Annotated in this window: 18 protein-coding genes; 8 read left to right on the top strand and 10 right to left on the bottom strand. The window is 59.5% G+C overall.

All coding sequences use genetic code 11. The features are described 5' to 3' along the window. Positions 1-1485: autotransporter outer membrane beta-barrel domain-containing protein (locus tag VIM98_RS11275; protein WP_331993205.1), on the top strand; the 1485-nt coding region annotated here is incomplete at its 5' end. A gap of 92 nt (positions 1486-1577) precedes the next feature. Here VIM98_RS11275 and VIM98_RS11270 read toward each other — a convergent pair. Both VIM98_RS11270 and VIM98_RS11265 read right to left on the bottom strand, forming a co-directional pair. Further along, on the bottom strand, positions 1578-1862 hold the full coding sequence (locus tag VIM98_RS11270) for a hypothetical protein (RefSeq protein ID WP_331993204.1): 285 nt from the start codon (positions 1860-1862) through the stop codon (positions 1578-1580). A 165-nt stretch (positions 1863-2027) separates the two neighbouring features. Continuing rightward, positions 2028-2915 (bottom strand): LysR family transcriptional regulator, encoded by an 888-nt coding sequence (locus VIM98_RS11265; protein ID WP_331993203.1) that lies wholly within the window; start codon positions 2913-2915, stop codon positions 2028-2030. A gap of 77 nt (positions 2916-2992) precedes the next feature. On the opposite strand from VIM98_RS11265, the gene VIM98_RS11260 reads away from it, so the two are divergent. The 3 genes from VIM98_RS11260 (at position 2993) to VIM98_RS11250 (ending at position 4867) form a co-directional block, all read left to right on the top strand. Continuing rightward, positions 2993-3775 (top strand): MBL fold metallo-hydrolase, encoded by a 783-nt coding sequence (locus VIM98_RS11260; protein ID WP_331993202.1) that lies wholly within the window; start codon positions 2993-2995, stop codon positions 3773-3775. Positions 3776-3812: 37 nt separating this feature from the next. Next, on the top strand, positions 3813-4523 hold the full coding sequence (locus VIM98_RS11255) for an SDR family oxidoreductase (RefSeq protein WP_331993201.1): 711 nt from the start codon (positions 3813-3815) through the stop codon (positions 4521-4523). 110 nt (positions 4524-4633) lie between these two features. Next, positions 4634-4867, top strand: coding sequence for a 4-oxalocrotonate tautomerase family protein (locus VIM98_RS11250; protein ID WP_331993200.1), 234 nt, complete (start codon positions 4634-4636; stop codon positions 4865-4867). Here the strand turns inward: VIM98_RS11250 and VIM98_RS11245 are convergent. The 6 genes from VIM98_RS11245 to VIM98_RS11220 form a co-directional block, all read right to left on the bottom strand. Continuing rightward, positions 4850-5221, bottom strand: a complete 372-nt coding sequence (locus tag VIM98_RS11245; protein WP_331993199.1) for a glyoxalase — start codon at positions 5219-5221, stop codon at positions 4850-4852. The two genes, VIM98_RS11250 and VIM98_RS11245, sit on opposite strands and share 18 nt — an antisense overlap. 33 nt (positions 5222-5254) lie before the next feature. Further along, the gene (locus VIM98_RS11240; RefSeq protein WP_331993198.1) at positions 5255-6319 is read right to left on the bottom strand and encodes a DUF5694 domain-containing protein; all 1065 of its coding nucleotides are present in this window, start codon (positions 6317-6319) and stop codon (positions 5255-5257) included. Positions 6320-6416: 97 nt separating this feature from the next. Next, entirely contained in the window at positions 6417-6662 is a 246-nt protein-coding gene (locus VIM98_RS11235) for a hypothetical protein (RefSeq protein ID WP_331993197.1), read from the bottom strand. Positions 6663-6703: 41 nt separating this feature from the next. Continuing rightward, on the bottom strand, positions 6704-7846 hold the full coding sequence (locus VIM98_RS11230; RefSeq protein ID WP_331993196.1) for a trypsin-like serine protease: 1143 nt from the start codon (positions 7844-7846) through the stop codon (positions 6704-6706). Between the two features lie 448 nt (positions 7847-8294). After that, a complete protein-coding gene (locus VIM98_RS11225) occupies positions 8295-9020 on the bottom strand; it encodes a DUF2182 domain-containing protein (protein WP_331993195.1) in 726 nt (241 codons plus the stop codon). Further along, positions 8998-9765 (bottom strand): DUF899 domain-containing protein, encoded by a 768-nt coding sequence (locus tag VIM98_RS11220; protein WP_331993194.1) that lies wholly within the window; start codon positions 9763-9765, stop codon positions 8998-9000. The genes VIM98_RS11225 and VIM98_RS11220 overlap by 23 nt, the downstream gene beginning before the upstream one ends. A gap of 123 nt (positions 9766-9888) precedes the next feature. On the opposite strand from VIM98_RS11220, the gene VIM98_RS11215 reads away from it, so the two are divergent. The 4 genes from VIM98_RS11215 to VIM98_RS11200 all read left to right on the top strand — a co-directional run bounded on the left by VIM98_RS11215 (position 9889) and on the right by VIM98_RS11200 (position 15438). Then, positions 9889-11109: a helix-turn-helix domain-containing protein gene (locus VIM98_RS11215; RefSeq protein WP_331993193.1), complete on the top strand. Its 1221-nt coding sequence runs from the start codon at positions 9889-9891 to the stop codon at positions 11107-11109. Positions 11110-11119: 10 nt separating this feature from the next. After that, entirely contained in the window at positions 11120-11764 is a 645-nt protein-coding gene (locus VIM98_RS11210; protein WP_331993192.1) for a glutamine cyclotransferase, read from the top strand. Between the two features lie 157 nt (positions 11765-11921). Next, on the top strand, positions 11922-14855 hold the full coding sequence (locus tag VIM98_RS11205; protein ID WP_331993191.1) for an ATP-binding protein: 2934 nt from the start codon (positions 11922-11924) through the stop codon (positions 14853-14855). A 127-nt stretch (positions 14856-14982) separates the two neighbouring features. Next, positions 14983-15438, top strand: a complete 456-nt coding sequence (locus tag VIM98_RS11200) for a VirK family protein (RefSeq protein WP_331993190.1) — start codon at positions 14983-14985, stop codon at positions 15436-15438. Positions 15439-15483: 45 nt separating this feature from the next. On the opposite strand, the gene VIM98_RS11195 is transcribed toward VIM98_RS11200, so the two are convergent. Both VIM98_RS11195 and VIM98_RS11190 read right to left on the bottom strand, forming a co-directional pair. Beyond that, positions 15484-16272 (bottom strand): response regulator transcription factor, encoded by a 789-nt coding sequence (locus VIM98_RS11195; RefSeq protein ID WP_331993189.1) that lies wholly within the window; start codon positions 16270-16272, stop codon positions 15484-15486. Positions 16273-16703: 431 nt separating this feature from the next. Beyond that, positions 16704-17597 carry an EAL domain-containing protein gene (locus VIM98_RS11190; RefSeq protein ID WP_331993188.1) on the bottom strand — a complete coding sequence of 298 codons (894 nt, stop codon included), beginning with the start codon at positions 17595-17597 and terminating at the stop codon, positions 16704-16706. Positions 17598-17728: the final 131 nt, after the last annotated feature.

Genomic DNA, 17728 nt, shown 5'->3' with positions numbered 1-17728 from the left:
AGCCTGGTCAGTCGCGTCACCGTCGATAGCGGCGCAACATTGAGCGGCACCGGTTCCGTGGGCGGCCTCAGTGTCGGCAGCGGCGGCACGGTATCCCCGGGTGGCATGGATATCGGCAACCTGCATGTCGTCGGCGACCTGAACCTTGCAGCCGGCTCGATCTATCGAATCGATGCCACCGACGCGGGGCATAGCGACGCGATCCAGGTCGATGGCACCGCCACCCTGGGCGGCGGTTCGGTCGTGTCGATCGCCGCCGGCAGCAACTGGTCGGCATCGACGCGCTATACGATTCTCAATGCACAGAGCATCGGTGGCAGCTTCGGCGGGGTAAGCAACAATTTCGCCTTCCTCGTCCCGACGCTGAGCTATGACGCGAACAACGCCTACCTGACGCTGGCACGCAATGACGTGGATTTCGCCTCCGTTGCTACCACCCGTAACGAGATCCATGTGGCCAACGCCATTGCCGCAAACTCGAACGGCGCCCCCTATCGCGCTGTGCTGCCGCTGGATGCGGCTTCGGCAAGGGCCGCGTTCAATGCGCTGGCAGGCGACAGCGTGGCGAGTACCCGCAACGCGATCCTTCAGGACAGCCAGTTCGTACGCGACACGGTTCAGAACTATCTGCTGGGCACGCCAGGCAATGTGCATACGACGCAGGACGGCGCCGATGGCAACCTCTGGGTCAGCACCTGGACTCATGGCGGCAACCAGGACAGCGACGGCAATGCCGCGCGCACGCGTGCCAACGGCAGCGGGCTGCTGGTCGGCGTCGATCGCAGCCTCGATGCATGGCGTGTCGGTGCCATGGCGGGCACCGGCCAGTTGTCCAACAGCAGCGTCGACGCTGCGGGCGACGCTCACAGCACCGACAAGACCGTCGGCCTGTATGTGGGTGCCGATCTCGGACCGTTCCAATACCAGGGCGGCGTAACGCATAGCTGGTACGACACGCGGACGCATCGCCGCATCGGCGTGGCCGGTCTGGAAGGTGGAGCGGATGCGAGCGCGGACAACGGTGTGACGCAGGCGTATATCGACGGCGGCATACTCCTCGGCCTGGGCAAGGGCAGCCTCATGCCCTATATCGATCTGGCACGTGCGTGGGTGCATCGCGACGCCATCCACGAACAGGGCAGCGCTGCTGCGCTGGACGTGCAAGGGAACAGCAGTGCCGTCAACTACGGCACCGCCGGCCTGCGCTACGTTTATCAGCCGCAGCCTGCTATCCAGTTGCACGCGACGCTGGGTTATCAGCATGCCTGGGGCGATCTGCGTTCGACCGATCAGCAACGCTTTGTCGGCGATACCACGAGCTTCACCGTTGACGGGTTACCGCTGGCGCGCAATACCGGCATAGCCGATATCGGCATGCACTTCATGCTCAGCAGCAAAGTGAGCGTAGATGCCAGTTATCACGGCGAGTTTGCCAGCGGCAACAAGGACCAGGGCGCGCGGATGGCGTTGAATGTGAGCTTTTAATGCGCCCCCCTGATCGGCATCGACATGCCCTTCCCCCTGCTTGCAGGGGGAGGCCGGGAGGAGAGAAGAGTGGCGGCGTCGCGAGCTTGAGGTTACTGCTTTGGCTTTGCCAGTGGCTGCACCAACAGATCGATACCCTGAGCAGGCTTCGGCGGGGTAACGACAGAGCTAGCCGGCGCAGGACTGTTGTTTGGCTGAGAAGAGGGCCAATTGGTCGGAATACCGCCGCTCAATAAAGCCCGCATGGCATCGCTGGTAGCGATATTCGGTGCTGCAGCGCACTTCATCGCCATAAGCACCAGCACCTGCTTTTTCTTCTCCGTGTCGTTGCCCGCGTTGATGTAATCCTGATAGCTGCTGGCAAAAGCGAAATACACCGCCGAGCTTTCGCTCAGTGCCGTAGCGGTATTGAATGCATCGCCGATCTGCCATGATTAGCCTCTTTATACACGTGCGATCTGGACAGCACATATGGTGTCGATCGGGCTTCTCATGAGTTGAGATCGCGTTTCCGATAGCGAACCGGCGAGAAACGCGTCCTCTCAGGCATCGAATAGCGCGCGTTCGCTGACAAACGCCTGCATTAAATGCTCGACGACGGTGCGAATAGGTAGATCCTTGCGATCCTGTCGCCGCATAAGCAACCACACTTCCCGCGGCGGCGGAACCGGATCGAAGCGGCACAAGCGAAGCCCTTTCTCCTTTCGACCGATGTAATGCGGCAATAACGCCAGCCCCACGCCAGTACGCGCCGCAGTGGCCTGTGCAAACTGATTATTGGCACGGAATGCCACGCGCGCACGCGAATGTTGCCGTACCAGCCACGCCGCCTCGGGTACGTATGTGTTCATCTCATCGAAGCTGATGAAGACCGGCGCCCCGCCGGCCTCGACTTGCTTGCAAACGGCGTTGGTGCCGTAGAAGCCGAACGCCATGGATCCGAGCGGCTTGGCGATGTAGTCGCCATCTTGCGGCCGCCCGAGGCGGACGGCGATATCCGTTTCACGGCGCTCCAGACTTACCGGGCGCAAATCCGTAGCCAGATCGATATCCAACCCTGGATGCTGCTTGGGCAGTTCCGCCAGATGGGCAATCAGGAAACCTTGCGAGAGCGCCGGTGGCGCGTTGACGCGAACCAGCCCCTTGGGCGATCCATCCGCGTCGCCACGGCCCAATGTCTGCACCGCGGTTTCCATATCGCTCGCGACCGCCAGCGCACGCGTACCTGCAGGTGTCAATACATATCCCTCAGGGCGACGCTCGACCAGCTTTTCGCCAAGCGTCGCCTCGAGCGACTGGATACGCCTGGCAATAGTGGCGTGATTGACCAACAGAGCGCGCGCCGCGGCAGAAAGGCTGCCGTGGCGTCCCAGGGCAAGGAAGACCCGGACATCCTGCCAGTCGGGCTCTGTGCGTTTTTTATCAGCCATTGATCGATAATAGCTAATTTTCCACAGGGTGGAAGGAGCATAGCTTACGTGTCAGCCCTATACAGGAGGCCGCTGACATGTCCCACCCCACGCTCGTTCTTACGCTGATCGGAGGACCGACCGTTCTCATCGAATACGGCCCGATTCGCCTGCTGACCGACCCTACGTTCGACCCACCGGGCCTTTACCGCGAGACGCCCGTACGCTTCGAGAAGACCTCCGGGCCTGCCTTGTCGATCGAGCAGATCGGCCGCGTGGATGCCGTACTGCTCAGCCACGACCATCATTTCGACAACCTCGACAATGCAGGGCGGGCGATGTTGCCGAGCGTCAGCAAGGTTTTTACGACCAAGGCTGGCGCACAACGGTTGGGTGGAAATGCGTTGGGATTGGATCCCTTCGAAACGACCCGCCTGGAAGGAGCGAACGGCGAGGGCCTGTTGGTCACGGCGACGCCTGCGCGGCATGGCCCGGTCGGTATCGAACCCATGTCCGGCGACGTCGTCGGATTCGCGTTAGGTCGCGAACGACCGGGGGATCTTCTATACGTCACCGGCGATACGGTCTGGTATGAGGGCACCGCAGAGGTCTCGCGTGTGTTCGATCCGCGGATTGTCGTGCTGTTCACCGGTGCGGCAGAACCGCGCGGCCGCTATCACATGACCATGGGTAGCGAGGATGCGCTTGCTGCCGCACATGCTTTTCCGCAAGCCGACCTGGTCGCTGTCCACAACGAGGGCTGGGTGCACCTGCGCGAAAGCCATAGCCAGCTCGCCGATGTATTCGCCCAATTCAACCAAGCCGATCGGCTCAAGCCCTTTGAGAAGGGCAAGCCGATGGAGTTCGACGTCGGCCAATGAGCCGGCTGTGTCTTCTTTCCATTCGAGGTAGATCGCTATGAGCAAGCAACAGAAAGTAGCCATCGTCACGGGCGCATCGCAAGGCATCGGCGCGGGCATCGTGAAGGGTTATCGCGACAGTGGTTATGTGGTCGTGGCCAATTCGCGCAACATCAAACAAGGTAGCGACGAAGGCACGGTCGCTGTACCCGGGCATATCGGCGATCGTGCGGTAGCCGGCCTGGTAGTGCAGACTGCGATCGAGCGCTTCGGTCGCATCGATACGCTAATCAACAATGCTGGCATTTTTATCGCTAAGCCGTTTACCGACTACACCGCCGAGGATTTCAACAACGTTGTCGATGTGAATCTGGGCGGGTTCTTCCATGTCACCCAGTTGGCCATTGAGCAGATGCTCAAGCAAAAGCAGGGGCACGTCGTGCAGATCACCACATCGTTGGTCGAACATGCGCTTTCCGCGGTTCCGACCGGTTTGGCGACGCTCACCAAGGGTGGCCTGGATGCCGTGACGCGCGGATTGGCGATCGAGTATGCGAAGAGCGGCATCCGCGTGAATGCCGTGGCTCCCGGCATCGTCAAGACGCCGATGCATGCGCCGCAGACGCACGGCTTTCTCAACGACCTGCATCCTCTGGGCCGCATGGGCGAGGTCAAGGAGATTGTCGATGCGGTGCTTTATCTGGAAAGCGCCGGATTTGTGACGGGCGAAACGCTTAATGTGGACGGTGGGCAGCACGCCGGCCATTGAGAGAGCACAGCTATCTTGTAGGAGCAGCTTCAACCGCGACGCACAGTTACGTCACGGCTTATCGTGGCTGAAGCCACTCCTGCAAATCTGGGTGGATTGAGGAAAATGTCATGCCATACGTAAATATCAAAGTAACTCGCGAAGGCACCGCCCCTGGCGCCACCACCACAACGCCAGAACAGAAAAAAGCACTGATCAAAGGCGTCAGCGACCTGCTCTATGAAGTGATGGGCAAGCCACAGAACACCACATTCGTCATCATCGACGAGGTGGATCTGGAGAACTGGGGCGTCGGCGGACTTAATGTGCAGGACTACCGCAACAGCTCATTGCCACTGGCATAGATGCAGCAGGACCCCGCTGGGATCGTGCACGAAGGTGACGGTCGCGCCATAGGATTGCGGTACCGGAGAACCCACACGCGCTTCTGGAAATGCGCCGTCGCCAAGCACCGCACTGACATGCTCGTACCAGGCGTGCGCATCGTCGATCGTCACGTGCAACATGGTGTTCTCGGCAAATTCCTTGACGTAGTAATCCTGGATGTAGAAATGCTGGCGATCGCCCAAGGTCACTAGGGCGATGCCAGGGCCCACGTCCTTGGTTACCCAGCCCAGGCTCGCGTAGAACGCCTTGGATTGAGCGAAATCCTTGGCCGGGATGAAGGGGCGAAGATCCGTGGCGTTGAGGCTGGGCATGGCCGGCTCCGATTCGCTGAGCGAGGAGTCAGCCTATTTCAGAACCTGCTCTACGTCCACGATATCCACGTGCTGCATTTGCCCTAGCAAGCTGTCGAACCAGGATTTGTGCGAACTGCCCACAACGGACAGAACCCGTGCGCCCGGCCGCTCGCGGAAGGCGGCATGAACATTCGCCACCATGCGCAGATTACGCGTCTCCCAAGCGGCGACGTAGATCTGGCCGTAGTGCTCGGGCGATGTATCGCCGAGTGCGGCACCGAAATCGCTGTCGATCGAAGTGCGCTGCACTTCCGGACGATTGATGTAACGATACAGCGCGAGCATCTGGCCGCTCTTCCACAGCGAGCTCTCCTTTTCGTCGATCGGCCGTCTGGCTGCCGCGACGCCTTCCCAGGCTCGCTGGATCGCCTTGCCGTAGCCCGCACCGTCGGCAACATCGGCGTTGTCGCCTGTATGGTCGTCAACGGGAAAGACACGTTGCAAACCGAGACGCGCGGCCAGAGGGGCGGCGATCAGGAAGTTTTCGCTGTTGGCCGCGATGTCGGCATCGAGTTCCTTGACCAATCCATCGTCGAGCCCCTCGCCCGCATGGCGTTCAACCGATGGCAACTGTAGCCATTGCACCAGCGCCGACGTGTCGTCGTTGGCGGCCAGGAACAGCGCTGCCAGATGGCGTCGCTGGGTACCCGTCGGCTGTGCCGGCCAATGCTCCAGCGTTTGCTTGATCTCGGCGATCGCCGCAGGCACATCGAGACCGGTTGCCGCTTTGGCCTTGGATGTATCGGGGCAATAAGGACGCATATCCTCGGGCGCGTAGATAGCCGGATGCCGCGCCGTCATGTCGCAGGCTTCGCCGGGAATCTGTTCGACCGTGATGATCTGTGGCTTGTATGCCGCCAAGCGCTCGATGAGCGGTGTCAACGATTCGGGCCGAAAACCCTTTGGCGCGTTGGACAAGTGCACCGTACCGAGCACCAGAACCTGGGTATGCGACGCCGCGTCTTTACCGGGCACGGAAAGTCCGATGCGTCCCTGCGCGACGGCAGAACTCGCCGATAGCAGCAAGGCCGCCACTGTAGCCCAACGCCTGACCATGTCTATTCCAAGCCAAAGGTTAAGACCGCAAATTAGCGAAAATTCCGGTCGCCAGGCAGTGCATGAGGTCACCCAACTTTTGTCACGGCAAGGCGTCTCAAAGCATGACAGAGCAGTTCTTGGTCATGAAGTACCCGATGAGCTTCCACTGTTTGCGCCTCTTCCGGAAGACCAGCTTCTCTTCGCCGGATACGTCCTTGAACCGTGTACTGAAGCCGCCAGCCAGGTAATCTCCGGCGGGCTCGCCCGCGATACGGCAGGTGAACCCGATGTCCTTCAGCTTTTGCTTCACCACGTCGCCAAAAGGCACTCCGGAACTGCTGTACTTTGGCGTGGCGACCAAGGGATACCGCATAGGCTGTGCTGTGCAATCGGCGGCACCAGCTATTGCAACCCATGAGGGTAACTGACCCGCACACCATCGAGTTCCTCGATATGGTCGTCGTAATAAGCAATGTCTACTTCGTCGTACGACTGATCGCCCCTCATGGCTCGTATCGCATACGGCCCCTGTACGTCGGGCTTGGTTAAATCGCAACCGAAGTCTCCCGTCGACCTCACCTCGGGGACACATGAATAGAGTTGCTTCTGTCTACTCACATCGACAAGAAGAATCTCGACGACCTTCTGATCATCGGCATGATCGGGCTCCGACACAGAAACCGGTATATCCCCCAATCCCGCATAGTGCGTATTGTCGATAGGCGACTTTATCAGTCCCACCTTGTGGCCGATCCAGCTCAGCGCGTCTTCATCCAGCGCCGTCATGTCGGTTCTATTTGGCGGATTTGAGACAGAATGAATTACACCGATGGCTTTGGACACTCGTGCCGTCTGTATTTCTTTAAGCATCGGCAAATATGCGAGCACGGCACCACCGGAATCACCATGCTGTCCTGCTCCAGCGGGTGGCTCTGCCGGCTCTGAGCCGGGATAGGGTAAGCTGATGTAAGTCTTGGCCAGATAGCCCAAGGAGCCCGCTCCTTCACCCACCATGGCGTTAGTTGCCCAGTACAATTTCAAGTGGGGATTTTGATTTTCGTTTGAGAGGAAACTTGCTCCATAAAGGATATCTTTGGCGCGATACTCATATACATGCCCATGGTACAAAGGGAAGTGCCCCACAGGGGTATTGTCCACTTTGCTGGATAGCCTCAAGATAGCGAGATCGCCTTTGAATCTGACATCGATCAGATCGACCTTATAATTGTAGTCTGGCTCGGTTTTCATACCCCTAAGCACTTTACCGGGCTTGCTTACAATAAGCCGCTTGGTCTTTTCTGCATTCTCGCCGACGCCCTTCATGACACAGTGCGCCGCCGTCAAGACCATCCTGGTGGACAGGAACGAACCCGTGCACCTGTTTAAAATCTTAAGGTCGAATGTCGATAGCACTACCGACGCCCAATCTGGCGGATCCGGGTGTTCGGTACCATTTTTGATCTTGTTCGATGGAACAACAGCTGTCACTTGCATGCGATCAGAAGCTGAACCAGGCGCAGCATTAATCGCTTTCGGTGAGGCCACGCCTACCGCCAGAGCCGTCGTCAGGACCGCTACTGCGAGGGGCCTCCGATTTACATCCCCATCCGAGTATCGCTTGCGCGCGATTGCGTAACAGCGTCTTCCTTTCCCACTCATCGCAATAGCGCCCAGTCGCTTATACAAATCGCGTTGACCAACCATGCGAGCCATGTGGCAAATTTTACACGAGCAAGCCAAGCGCCCCCTATATACGACTGCAAGCGCCTAGCTTTCGGAACGGCTCAGCAGCTGGCTTGGACGCCGTCACTGACCTGCCGATCCATGTCTCGTACCGGTTTCCAAACTGGCACCGCATACACCGCCTTCAACCTACACTCTAACCCAGGCCTGAAGAACTTTCTTTTGAAGAAATGCCGATTCTTTTGAAATCGGCACAACGGCCCAACTTGCCCTCGATGAAACACGATAGTCGAGTGCTTGAATCGAGAGCTTACCGTAGCACCAGCAACGTCTTTACCATCCAGATCGCTCCCGCGCCTATTGCAATGACACCGACACTGCGTGCCGCGCGCGTGCCGTTCGGTGCGAATCTCTCCAGCATCAATGCGGTGGTCACCACTGCCATCGCACGCAGATCCATCACGCCCATCGCCAGGAGAACGAAGGTGAAGCTCACGCAGGCACAGCAGCAATGCATCCCCATACGCAAGCCGTGACGAAAGGCGACGCCAACTTCCGAAGACGCTGGCGCCGGAATACCACGACAGCACGCCAGATGCCTCGCCTTCCACGCGGTGAACTGCAACGCACCGGCGATCGATACGGCCAGCCCGGTGCCAAGTGACGGCAACGGTATCCGCGTGACAGCCAGCATCGCACCCACCGGGAATATCGCCGCACCCAGGACAATCCACACGGAAAAGTAACCCACGGCGGTTATCGCGACAGACCCAGGAGTGCCGGAAGGAAGATGACGCCACAGCAAGGGCGATAACGACGGCAGCATCATCGCCACCATCATGACCGCCCACATGCCGACAAACGATACCGCCGCGCCAATCCAGCCCTGTCCGCACATCGGCTGCCAGGCCATCGAATCGCCGGGCATGCCAACCATCGAGGTGCTCCAGCGTATCGTCGTAATGGCGCTGATCGTGAAGATCAGCGCCACGATAACGACGAAAATGAATCGCTCAACGCGTAGCGTATTCATCATGGCGACGCCACCACACGCCATCGGCTTCATTGCGTCCCAACGGCGCTCGATCGAGCCATTGATACATGCCCCAAACGCCGTCAAGGCCGCGCGCATACGTCGAGTAGGTGTGATACACCTCGCCCTCGTGCAACACGAAGGCGCTCAGGCCCGGCTTGTCGCGTACATACGTTTTTACATCGGTACCGCAGCAGGTCGCGAACTGGACAACGGGCTCCGGCGGTGGCGACATTTCCATGGCATGCGTGGATCGCTCGTAGTTATATTCGATGTCGCCTTCGCGCTGCTGCTCTTCCGTGAAGGAAACGTTGAAGTCGTAATTGAAGTCACCGCCGTGCGAGGATGCCCAGGGAAACGTCCAGCCCATGCGTTGCTTATAGGCCAGAATTTTGGACAACGGAGCCCGCGAAACAGCTGTCAACGCCACGTCATGATTGGTCAGATGCACCACGATGCCGTTGAATCCATCGGCGATCGCCGAGCAGGACGGGCAGCCTGCCTCGTAATCGGGCCCAAGCATAAAATGGTAGACCAGCAACTGCGACCTGCCCTGGAAAAGATCGGCCAATGCGACACTACCCGTCTCGGTCTCAAACCGATAATCCTTGTCCACATGCACCCAGGGTAACGCCTGACGCTGCCGCGCCAGCGCATCGCCGCGCCGCGTCAGCTCCTTTTCCGCCTCGAGCAGCTCAAGCCGAGCCTTGAGCCATTGTTCACGTGTTCCCGTCGGATGTTTGTTCATCGTGCTTCACCTCGCTTTGGACAGATGTGCCGCTCGCATCATTACCGATACGATGGCAGCGCCTGGAGAGATGGTGCAGCCGGCGCATCGAGAGGTGGGAGTGACAAGTGTGGCGGGATTGACATGGATCCACTGATCGCGGCTGCCGCGCGCGCCCTGGCGACGGGCGACCCTTTGGGTGCGCTGAATCGCGTCGCTTTGCGCGACGATCCGGCAGCCCTGGCGCTACGCGGCATCGCGATGGCACAGCTTGGCGACCTGGACCGCGCAAGGATGTTGCTGCGTCAAGCCATCCGCGCTTATGGCCCTCGGGAAGCTCTGGCGCACGCGCGGTGCATCGTGGCCGAAGCGGAAATCGCGCTGGTTTCGCGAGAGCTCAGCACGTCAGGCAGGGCGCTCGACGCTGCCAGGGCAACGCTCGACGCACATGGCGATACGCTGAATGCGGCGCACGCCGGAATTCTCGCCGTGCGGCGGCTGTTGCTGATCGGACAACTCGATGAGGCCGAACGCGCACTCGGCACCATCGAGCCGGCGACCTTGCCGCCTGCGTTGCTCGCCGCCTACGAGCTGACAATCGCAGGCATCGCCATGCGTCGCCTGCGCACGAAAATAGCTGCCAACGCACTGACTCGTGCTGCGCAGGCAGCGCGTCGATCGGGTATCGCAGGGCTGCAAGCGGAAGTAGAGAGCGCCGCTCAGGCGCTGCGTACGCCCACGGCACGCTTGCTCGCCGGCGGCAGTGAGCGGTCGTTGCTGCTCGAAGACGTCGAGACGCTGCTGGTGTCGGGCGCGCTGGTGGTAGACGCATGTCGTCATGCCGTATGTGATGCGGATACAGCGGTTTCGCTGGCAAGTCGCCCGGTACTTTTTGCGCTCGCGCGCGCACTGGCCGAAGCGTGGCCGAACGATGTGCCAAGGGATGCGCTCATTCTGCGAGCCTTCCGCGCCCGATCCACCGAGGATTCCTACCGCGCCCGTTTGCGCGTGGAAATCGGTCGGCTCCGCGCCATCCTGGGCGAACTGGCCGATATCTCCGCGACCAGCCGCGGTTTTGTGCTGGAAGCAAAACCCAAGCGCAAGGTGGTGGTGCTGACGCATCTTGCCGAGGAGACCCACGCTGCCGTGCTGGCCTGCCTGGCTGACGGCGAGTCATGGTCCAGCTCGGCGTTAGCGCTTGCCATGGGAGCAAGTCAACGCACTGTGCAGCGAGCCCTGACCGAGCTGGCGCGTACCGGCAAAGTACAGGCGCTCGGTCACGGGCGCGCTCGCCGCTGGACGGTGCCGCCCCTGCCGGGATTCGCGACCGCATTGTTACTCCCTGCTCCGCCCACCGACGATTAGGATCGCCACCATGATTCGATCAACTGCAGACATCCTTCGCGAGTACGGCCCGTTTCCCGACGTCACAAGCGTTGGTGGCGTGACGTACGACGGCTACAACGTCTGGTTTGCCGCGGGCGACGCCGTCAAAGCTTTCGATCCGGCGAGCGGCGGAATCGTGCGTTCATTGGACATCCCAGCGCACGCCGGTACCGCCTTCGACGGCAAGCATCTGTTCCAGATTGCCGAGGATCGCATTCAGAAAATCGAACCCGACACAGGCCGGATCGTTTCTAGCTTACCCGCACCCGAAGGCGGCAATTCCGGGCTTGCCTGGGCGGAAGGGTCGCTATGGGTAGGCCAGTATCGGAACCGTCGCATCCTTCAGGTCGATCCGCAGACAGGAACTGTCTTGCGTGCGATCGAATCCAACCGCTTTGTCACGGGAGTGAGTTGGGTCGAGGGCGAGCTCTGGCACGGCACCTGGGAAGGCGACGAGAGCGAGATCAGGCGCATCGACCCGCAGACCGGTGAAGTACTGGAATGCCTGGAAATGCCAAGCGGAACAGCCGTATCCGGCTTGGAGTCCAATGGTGCCGACGTGTTCTATTGCGGTGGCGGCAATAGCGCGAAGGTGCGTGCCGTTCGTCGCCCCAAACGGGTGGCGGAGGCGTAGTCGCCATGCTCCTGACCGGTTCATAGGGTGAATAGGAGAGGCGCATGGACAGGGGTGGGACTTAACGCGCTATATTGCAAAGGTGTCACCGGGGCCGACCAGACACCTCAGACCAAGCCTGGCCAGCCGTTTTTACGATACAACTGGACTTGTATACATGCCCGGATGTCGATTACGCCACGCCCACCCCGGCCTGTCGGATTCATTCCGCTTCACCAGCGTGATTATCTTCTGGGCGTTGCTGCTTATCGCCACCCCGCTTATCGGCGAACCACTGCGCGTGGTGCCCAGGGATACGCGCTCCACAGCATTGCACGAAAGCTACGACCTGCACATACCGCTCACCGAGCAGGAAAAAGCCTATCTCGCCGCGCTGCCTACCTTGCGGATCGGCATGGATCCTGATTGGCCGCCTTATGCGTTTCTCGACGCGAACGGCAAGCCCGATGGTATTTCCGCCGACTATCTGGACTATATCGTCCAGACTTTGCATATCCGCGTGGAACGTGTCGACAGCAAGTCATGGGCCGATACGCTTCGCCTGGTCAACCAGGGTCAGGTCGATATCCTGGTCGCGATGTCGCCCAGTATCCGGCTATCGGTGCCGTTTCTGCCGACACAGCCCTATATCGATTACCCCGTTGTCATCGCAACACGCAAGGATTTCCGCGCCGTGCCCGATCTCAACGCGCTCGACGGCTTGCGCGTGGCCATGGTCGCGGACAGCGGTGTCGGCGCGGCCCCGGGATTGAGCACCGCGGTGGAATTCCAACGCATGCCGGTAGGCTCTGGCGAGGAAGGCCTGCAGGCCGTCGAAACCGGCAAGGCCGATGCGTTTGTCGGCAATCTGGGTGTCATCGATCGTCTCATACGCAAACACCACGCGGGTGCGCTGACGGTCGCCGGCACGACGGGCTACAGCCAGTCCATCGGCTTCGGTGTAGCGCAAGGTTATGAACCGTTGCAATTGCTGATGGATCGCGTCCTGAAAGCCATCCCGGAGGAAGAGCAGGAGCACATCCAGAACACCTGGCTTTCCACCACCCTGCAAAATGGCATCTCTCGGCGCATGCTGTGGGAGGTCCTCACGCCGATCGGCATAGTGATCGTGATATCGCTGGCGATTCTCGGTGTGATCATCATGTATCTGCGCAAGGAGATCCGCTTGCGCCGCTGGAACGAGCAGGAGCTCACCTTCCAGATCAGCTTCTTCCGATCGCTGATGGCAACGGCTCCCATGCCGGTGTTCGTCAAGGATATGGAGGGACGCTATATCTCGGTCAATCCCGCCTTCGAGAGCATGGTCGGCCTCAAAGCGGAAGCGATGGTGGGCAAGACCGCACGCGATATCCATCCCAGGAACGAAGCCAGCAACAATCAGCTCGAAGGCATCACTACCCAGGTACTTTCTACCGGCCAGTCGGCGCAGGGCGAACTGCAGTATCGCTCGAACTCGGGACAAACCCACGATGTGATGTACTGGCTGCGCCGGGTCAACGAGGAAGGCAAGCCGCCCCGCGCGATGCTGGGCGTGCTGGTGGATGTCTCTCGCCTGCGCGCGATGGAGCGCGAGCAGCGAATGCTGGCCGAATCCCTGGCGATCGCCAAACAGGAAGCGGAAGACGCCTCCCGCGTGAAGGATACTTTCCTGGCGACCATGAGCCACGAGATACGCACGCCAATGAGCGGCATGATCGGCGTGCTCGATCTGATGAACCGCTCGCGCCTGCACCCCGAGGACCAACATCTGCTCGACATGTCGCGCGGTGCAGCGCGCACCCTGCTGCGCATTCTCAACGATGTACTTGACTTCGCGAAGAGCCAGACCACCGATCTTCCCATGAACCGCGCCCCTTTCAACCTGCGCGCGGTCATCGACGAAGTCACCGGCCTGTTCGCCCCCGAAATGCAGCGCAAGGGATTGCAGTTCGAGATCTTCATAAGCGCTCTGACGGCGACATCGCATATAGGCGACGGCCAGCGGCTGGCCCAAGTATTGCTCAACCTGGTAGGTAATGCATTGAAGTTTACCGATAGCGGTATCGTCGGCCTGACGGTCGAAGCAATGCCGATCGATGCGAAAACGCAAACCCAGCAACTGTCGATTACGGTTCGCGATACCGGCGTCGGCATAAGTCAAGCCGATCAAGAACGCCTATTTCAGCCCTTTATGCAAGTGGGCGCGACATCGGCCGGAGGAACAGGACTAGGCCTCGTTATCTGCAAGCGCATTATCGAGGCAATGGGAGGGAACATCGGCCTGCGCAGCGAGCCCGAAAAAGGCACAAGCGTCGAAATGACCCTGGCTTTCCCTGTCGCTGCGGAAGAAACGGCTAGCCCGGCAACGCAACCGACTCATGAAGTACTCGATGACTCCATGAATCTCTCCGTGGCATCGGCCGATATCGAAGCCGACATCCTGCTCGTCGAAGATCAACCGCTTAATCGAGAACTGCTGGCACGCCAGGTGGTCGCCCTCGGCGTTCAATCGTTCGATACCGCCTCGAACGGCCTGGAAGCCTGGCATGCCTTTGAGAAGCACGATTACGCCCTGGTCATTACCGATTGTGCGATGCCCATCATGGATGGCGAGGCGCTGATCCGCCGCATCAGAGCGAAGGAAGGGGGAAGCCATCGCCGCAGTTATGTGGTTGCCTTGACCGCCAACGCCATGGAGCCCCATCGGGCCGCATGCATGGAGGCGGGCGCAGATGAGGTGCTTGTCAAACCGATCGATCTGAACCATCTGCGCGGCTTGCTCGATCGCCTAAGTGCCGCCAGGCCAGCGGCTCCGAAGAAACTCTCTCTCCCGGCAGGGATATCGCCAGAGGAATGGCCGGCGCTTCGTTCGCGCATCGTCGACGACATGGAGCAAGCCATGAGTGCCCTACGCGAAGCAGTCGCCCAGAGACAGCAGAAGCCGGCGTGGGAAGCTGCACATCGCATTTTGGGCGTAGCCAGATGGTTCCAGCTCTCCGATATCACTTCGGCTTCGCTGGCGCTCGAAACGTCGCTGGGAAATGGGCAAATGGACGACGTTGTGCAATTGAACGCCTTGGAGCGAGCAGTCGAGACCTTTATCGACACGTAGCTCGAGCCCCTCCTGTTTGCTGGAAGGTTGAGTGAACTGTCTCATTTATCTGCTACGCGAATGGAAAGCCCAGTCTCCCGCGTATGAATCGAGGACGCTATAACTGTCGCCCGAAGGAGATTGATTCATGCGTTTCAGCTTCATTCCGCTCGCTCTACTGACGACCGGCTTTATGCTCGCGTCCAACGCAAGCAATGCACAAACCACACAGCCGCAGACCTATGATGCAGTCCGTCAGGCGCTCATCGATGGAAAGCACGTCACCGCCATCTTCGATTTCACCACTTGCCTTGGTGGCTCGAATTTCCGCCATGCAGGAGTCGCCATTCAATCGTTCATGGTCGACGACTCGGCGACCGATCAGCATATCGCCTTCTCCGATATACATACCACGGTACAGAAGCAGGGCACCTCTGCGGACGGCTGGATCAACAACGAGTTCATGCGCTATACGATGGAAAAGCGCAGCCCGCGCGATACCGTAACACTGAATGTCTATACTTGGCCTCCGGGAGCGACAAGCACGCAACTCAAGCGCACTATTGTTTGCCAGCTCGGCAACGGCGCGTGGTTTCACTGGTGAATATTCATTGCCGCTCCGGCGCGTGCCGGAGCGGCAGCACATGAATTAAAGCGCCAGATTCACGCGCCGGCAGTATTCGATCAATTCCTGATTCGTCGCGAGACCCAATTTGGCTTGCGCACTGCGCTTATGCCGGCTCACTGTTTTTCGACTACGGCTAAGTCGCTCGGAAATTTGCTGCGAGGTCAGCCCTTCATAGGCAAACAGCCGCAGGACTTCGATCTCCGCCCGGGTCAGCTTGGGAGAATCGTTTTCCTTGATGGCAACCTCATGGCTTACTAACAGCGAACGCAGACTGCGACTGATATATTTGCGCCCACTACTGGCCGCCTTGATGGCCAGCGCCAGCTCGGCGATATCTCCGCTCTTTTCCACCACGGCTTTTACGCCATGCTTGAGCAAAGCCGCGACCAACCCAGGGTTGCGCAACGCGGTAATGACGACAATGGGCTTATCGGGAAACAGGCGCGTCAGCCGTTCGATCAACGACAGACCATCGCGATTTTGCTCGTCAGGCATCGAGAAGTCGGTAACGATCATCTCGCAGGGCGTTTTTGCAACCGCCTCCAACAACTCGCGGGCTGAGCCGGCCTCTCCTAGCACTTTGGCCAGCCCCTGGGATTCCAGGGCTTGCCGAATGCCGTAGCGGACGATGGGATGATCGTCGGCAAGAATAATGGATGGAGCCCCCTGCCCTACACTCATGCTCGCTCCCCTCAACGACAGCCATTCCGCTTCGCGGGCGCAGAATGCCATTGGCAAAACAAAGGCGTCAAGGTTGCCCGCAACGAATGCGAGCCTGTATTTGAAGGCACACGGGTATCGGAAATTCATCGGGATGCTGAACAGGTGTCGCGCCCGAACGGCATTGATGCCGATACAAGTGGGCATGTAACTAAGCGGACTCTTGCATATCCGCGCCTATCCAGACAGGAATGATCCGTATTGGCCGACTCGACGCTGCCCGCCCAACAATTTGGCATGAGCATCGCCGCGTTTAGAGCACTTTTCGCACTGTCATATTGCAGGCCGTACTCGCGCCCCCGGGAGGACTCGTATCTTGCTACGATCTCACGCGCACGATCGATATCATGGATATAGGGTGCCACGTCCGGTTCCACGTATCGGCCAGGCAAGACCCAGGCGCTGCCACCGAGGAGAGCCGCATCGCTCAGGAGGGTCAATAGCACCAGCCCTCCCGTGGTCAGTCGGAGCCTGCGGATGAAAACTGGCGTATCGAGACGCATGTCAGCCGTGGGTCGCGATCAGTCGTGTGTGACCGCTGGCATGCGCCCTGACAACCAACCGGCCAATCTGCCCGCAGGCATGGGGCGCGCGACAACGTAGCCTTGGATGACCATATCCGGATAGCCGGCATTACATAGCCAGTCCAGGTCGGCCATACGATCGACACCTTCGACGACGGTCGTCAAACCAAGCTCCGCTCCCATCTCGAGAAGCTTGCGCACTAGTACTGCCTTGATCTTGCAGGCCGCCACCCCATTGACAATTTCGCGCGCGAGCTTCCATTCCTGGACGGGATATGACACCAGGCGGTGAAAATTCGACTCCCCCGTACCGAAGTCGTCGAGAGAAAGCCGATAACCCATGGCGCGCGCGCTATCCAGCCAGCGCAACAGCTTGTCCGGATCGCCGTGAAAGCCTGTTTCGACGATCTCCAGCGTCACACCCGAAGCGACGAGTCCACGTGCTTCCAATGCGCGCGTGATCGCATCGAGAAGGGAGACATCGAGTAATTGCTCGGCCTGAAGATTGATCGAAACCGGAAGCGGCTGACCGCAGTTCATCAGTGCACCTGCGGAAACATCCAATACTTGCTCCACAAGCGCCAAAGTCATGAACGGCAGCAAGCCAGCGCGATTGATATAGGCGACCGGAGCGACTTTCGAGGCTCCAGGCAGACGATCGTCCCAAAGTCTGGCCAAGGCTTCTACGCCGACGACCTGGCCATCCATGCGCATCTGCGGCTGGAAGAAAGCACGAAGTTTGCGCTCCAGATACTTTTTCAGGTTCGGTGTATCGAACACCTCGCTCGTGAGCACTGTATCGTTTATCACGCTCGGCACAAACCGAAACGCCTCACCAGCCGAATCGGCACGCACATACATCGCAGAAGACAGGTTCTGGCCGTAATGCATACGTTTTCCCCTTCCAATCGATAGAATTAGCGGGCAAAACGCCCGGGCAGTGATGGTCATACCACCCGGAAATTCTGCGCTTCAGGCTGGATCCGCCTGAAGGGGAAAAGTCTCAATTCTTGCGGGCGCGA

The sequence above is a fragment of the Dyella sp. genome (assembly GCF_036568765.1).
GTDB lineage: Bacteria > Pseudomonadota > Gammaproteobacteria > Xanthomonadales > Rhodanobacteraceae > GSA-30.
Note: the sequence above shows the minus strand (reverse complement) of the source record. Positions and strands in the feature narration are given on the sequence as shown.

Bases quoted from the DNA above. Each gene is read 5' to 3' on its own strand.
- VIM98_RS11265 (WP_331993203.1), bottom strand. From the start codon at position 2,915: ATGGCTGATAAAAAACGCACAGAGCCCGACTGGCAGGATGTCCGGGTC.
- VIM98_RS11260 (WP_331993202.1), top strand. From the start codon at position 2,993: ATGTCCCACCCCACGCTCGTTCTTACGCTGATCGGAGGACCGACCGTT.
- VIM98_RS11255 (WP_331993201.1), top strand. From the start codon at position 3,813: ATGAGCAAGCAACAGAAAGTAGCCATCGTCACGGGCGCATCGCAAGGC.
- VIM98_RS11250 (WP_331993200.1), top strand. From the start codon at position 4,634: ATGCCATACGTAAATATCAAAGTAACTCGCGAAGGCACCGCCCCTGGC.
- VIM98_RS11245 (WP_331993199.1), bottom strand. From the start codon at position 5,221: ATGCCCAGCCTCAACGCCACGGATCTTCGCCCCTTCATCCCGGCCAAG.
- VIM98_RS11240 (WP_331993198.1), bottom strand. From the start codon at position 6,319: ATGGTCAGGCGTTGGGCTACAGTGGCGGCCTTGCTGCTATCGGCGAGT.
- VIM98_RS11225 (WP_331993195.1), bottom strand. From the start codon at position 9,020: ATGATGAATACGCTACGCGTTGAGCGATTCATTTTCGTCGTTATCGTG.
- VIM98_RS11220 (WP_331993194.1), bottom strand. From the start codon at position 9,765: ATGAACAAACATCCGACGGGAACACGTGAACAATGGCTCAAGGCTCGG.
- VIM98_RS11215 (WP_331993193.1), top strand. From the start codon at position 9,889: ATGGATCCACTGATCGCGGCTGCCGCGCGCGCCCTGGCGACGGGCGAC.
- VIM98_RS11210 (WP_331993192.1), top strand. From the start codon at position 11,120: ATGATTCGATCAACTGCAGACATCCTTCGCGAGTACGGCCCGTTTCCC.
- VIM98_RS11205 (WP_331993191.1), top strand. From the start codon at position 11,922: ATGCCCGGATGTCGATTACGCCACGCCCACCCCGGCCTGTCGGATTCA.
- VIM98_RS11200 (WP_331993190.1), top strand. From the start codon at position 14,983: ATGCGTTTCAGCTTCATTCCGCTCGCTCTACTGACGACCGGCTTTATG.
- VIM98_RS11195 (WP_331993189.1), bottom strand. From the start codon at position 16,272: ATGAATTTCCGATACCCGTGTGCCTTCAAATACAGGCTCGCATTCGTT.
- VIM98_RS11190 (WP_331993188.1), bottom strand. From the start codon at position 17,597: ATGCATTACGGCCAGAACCTGTCTTCTGCGATGTATGTGCGTGCCGAT.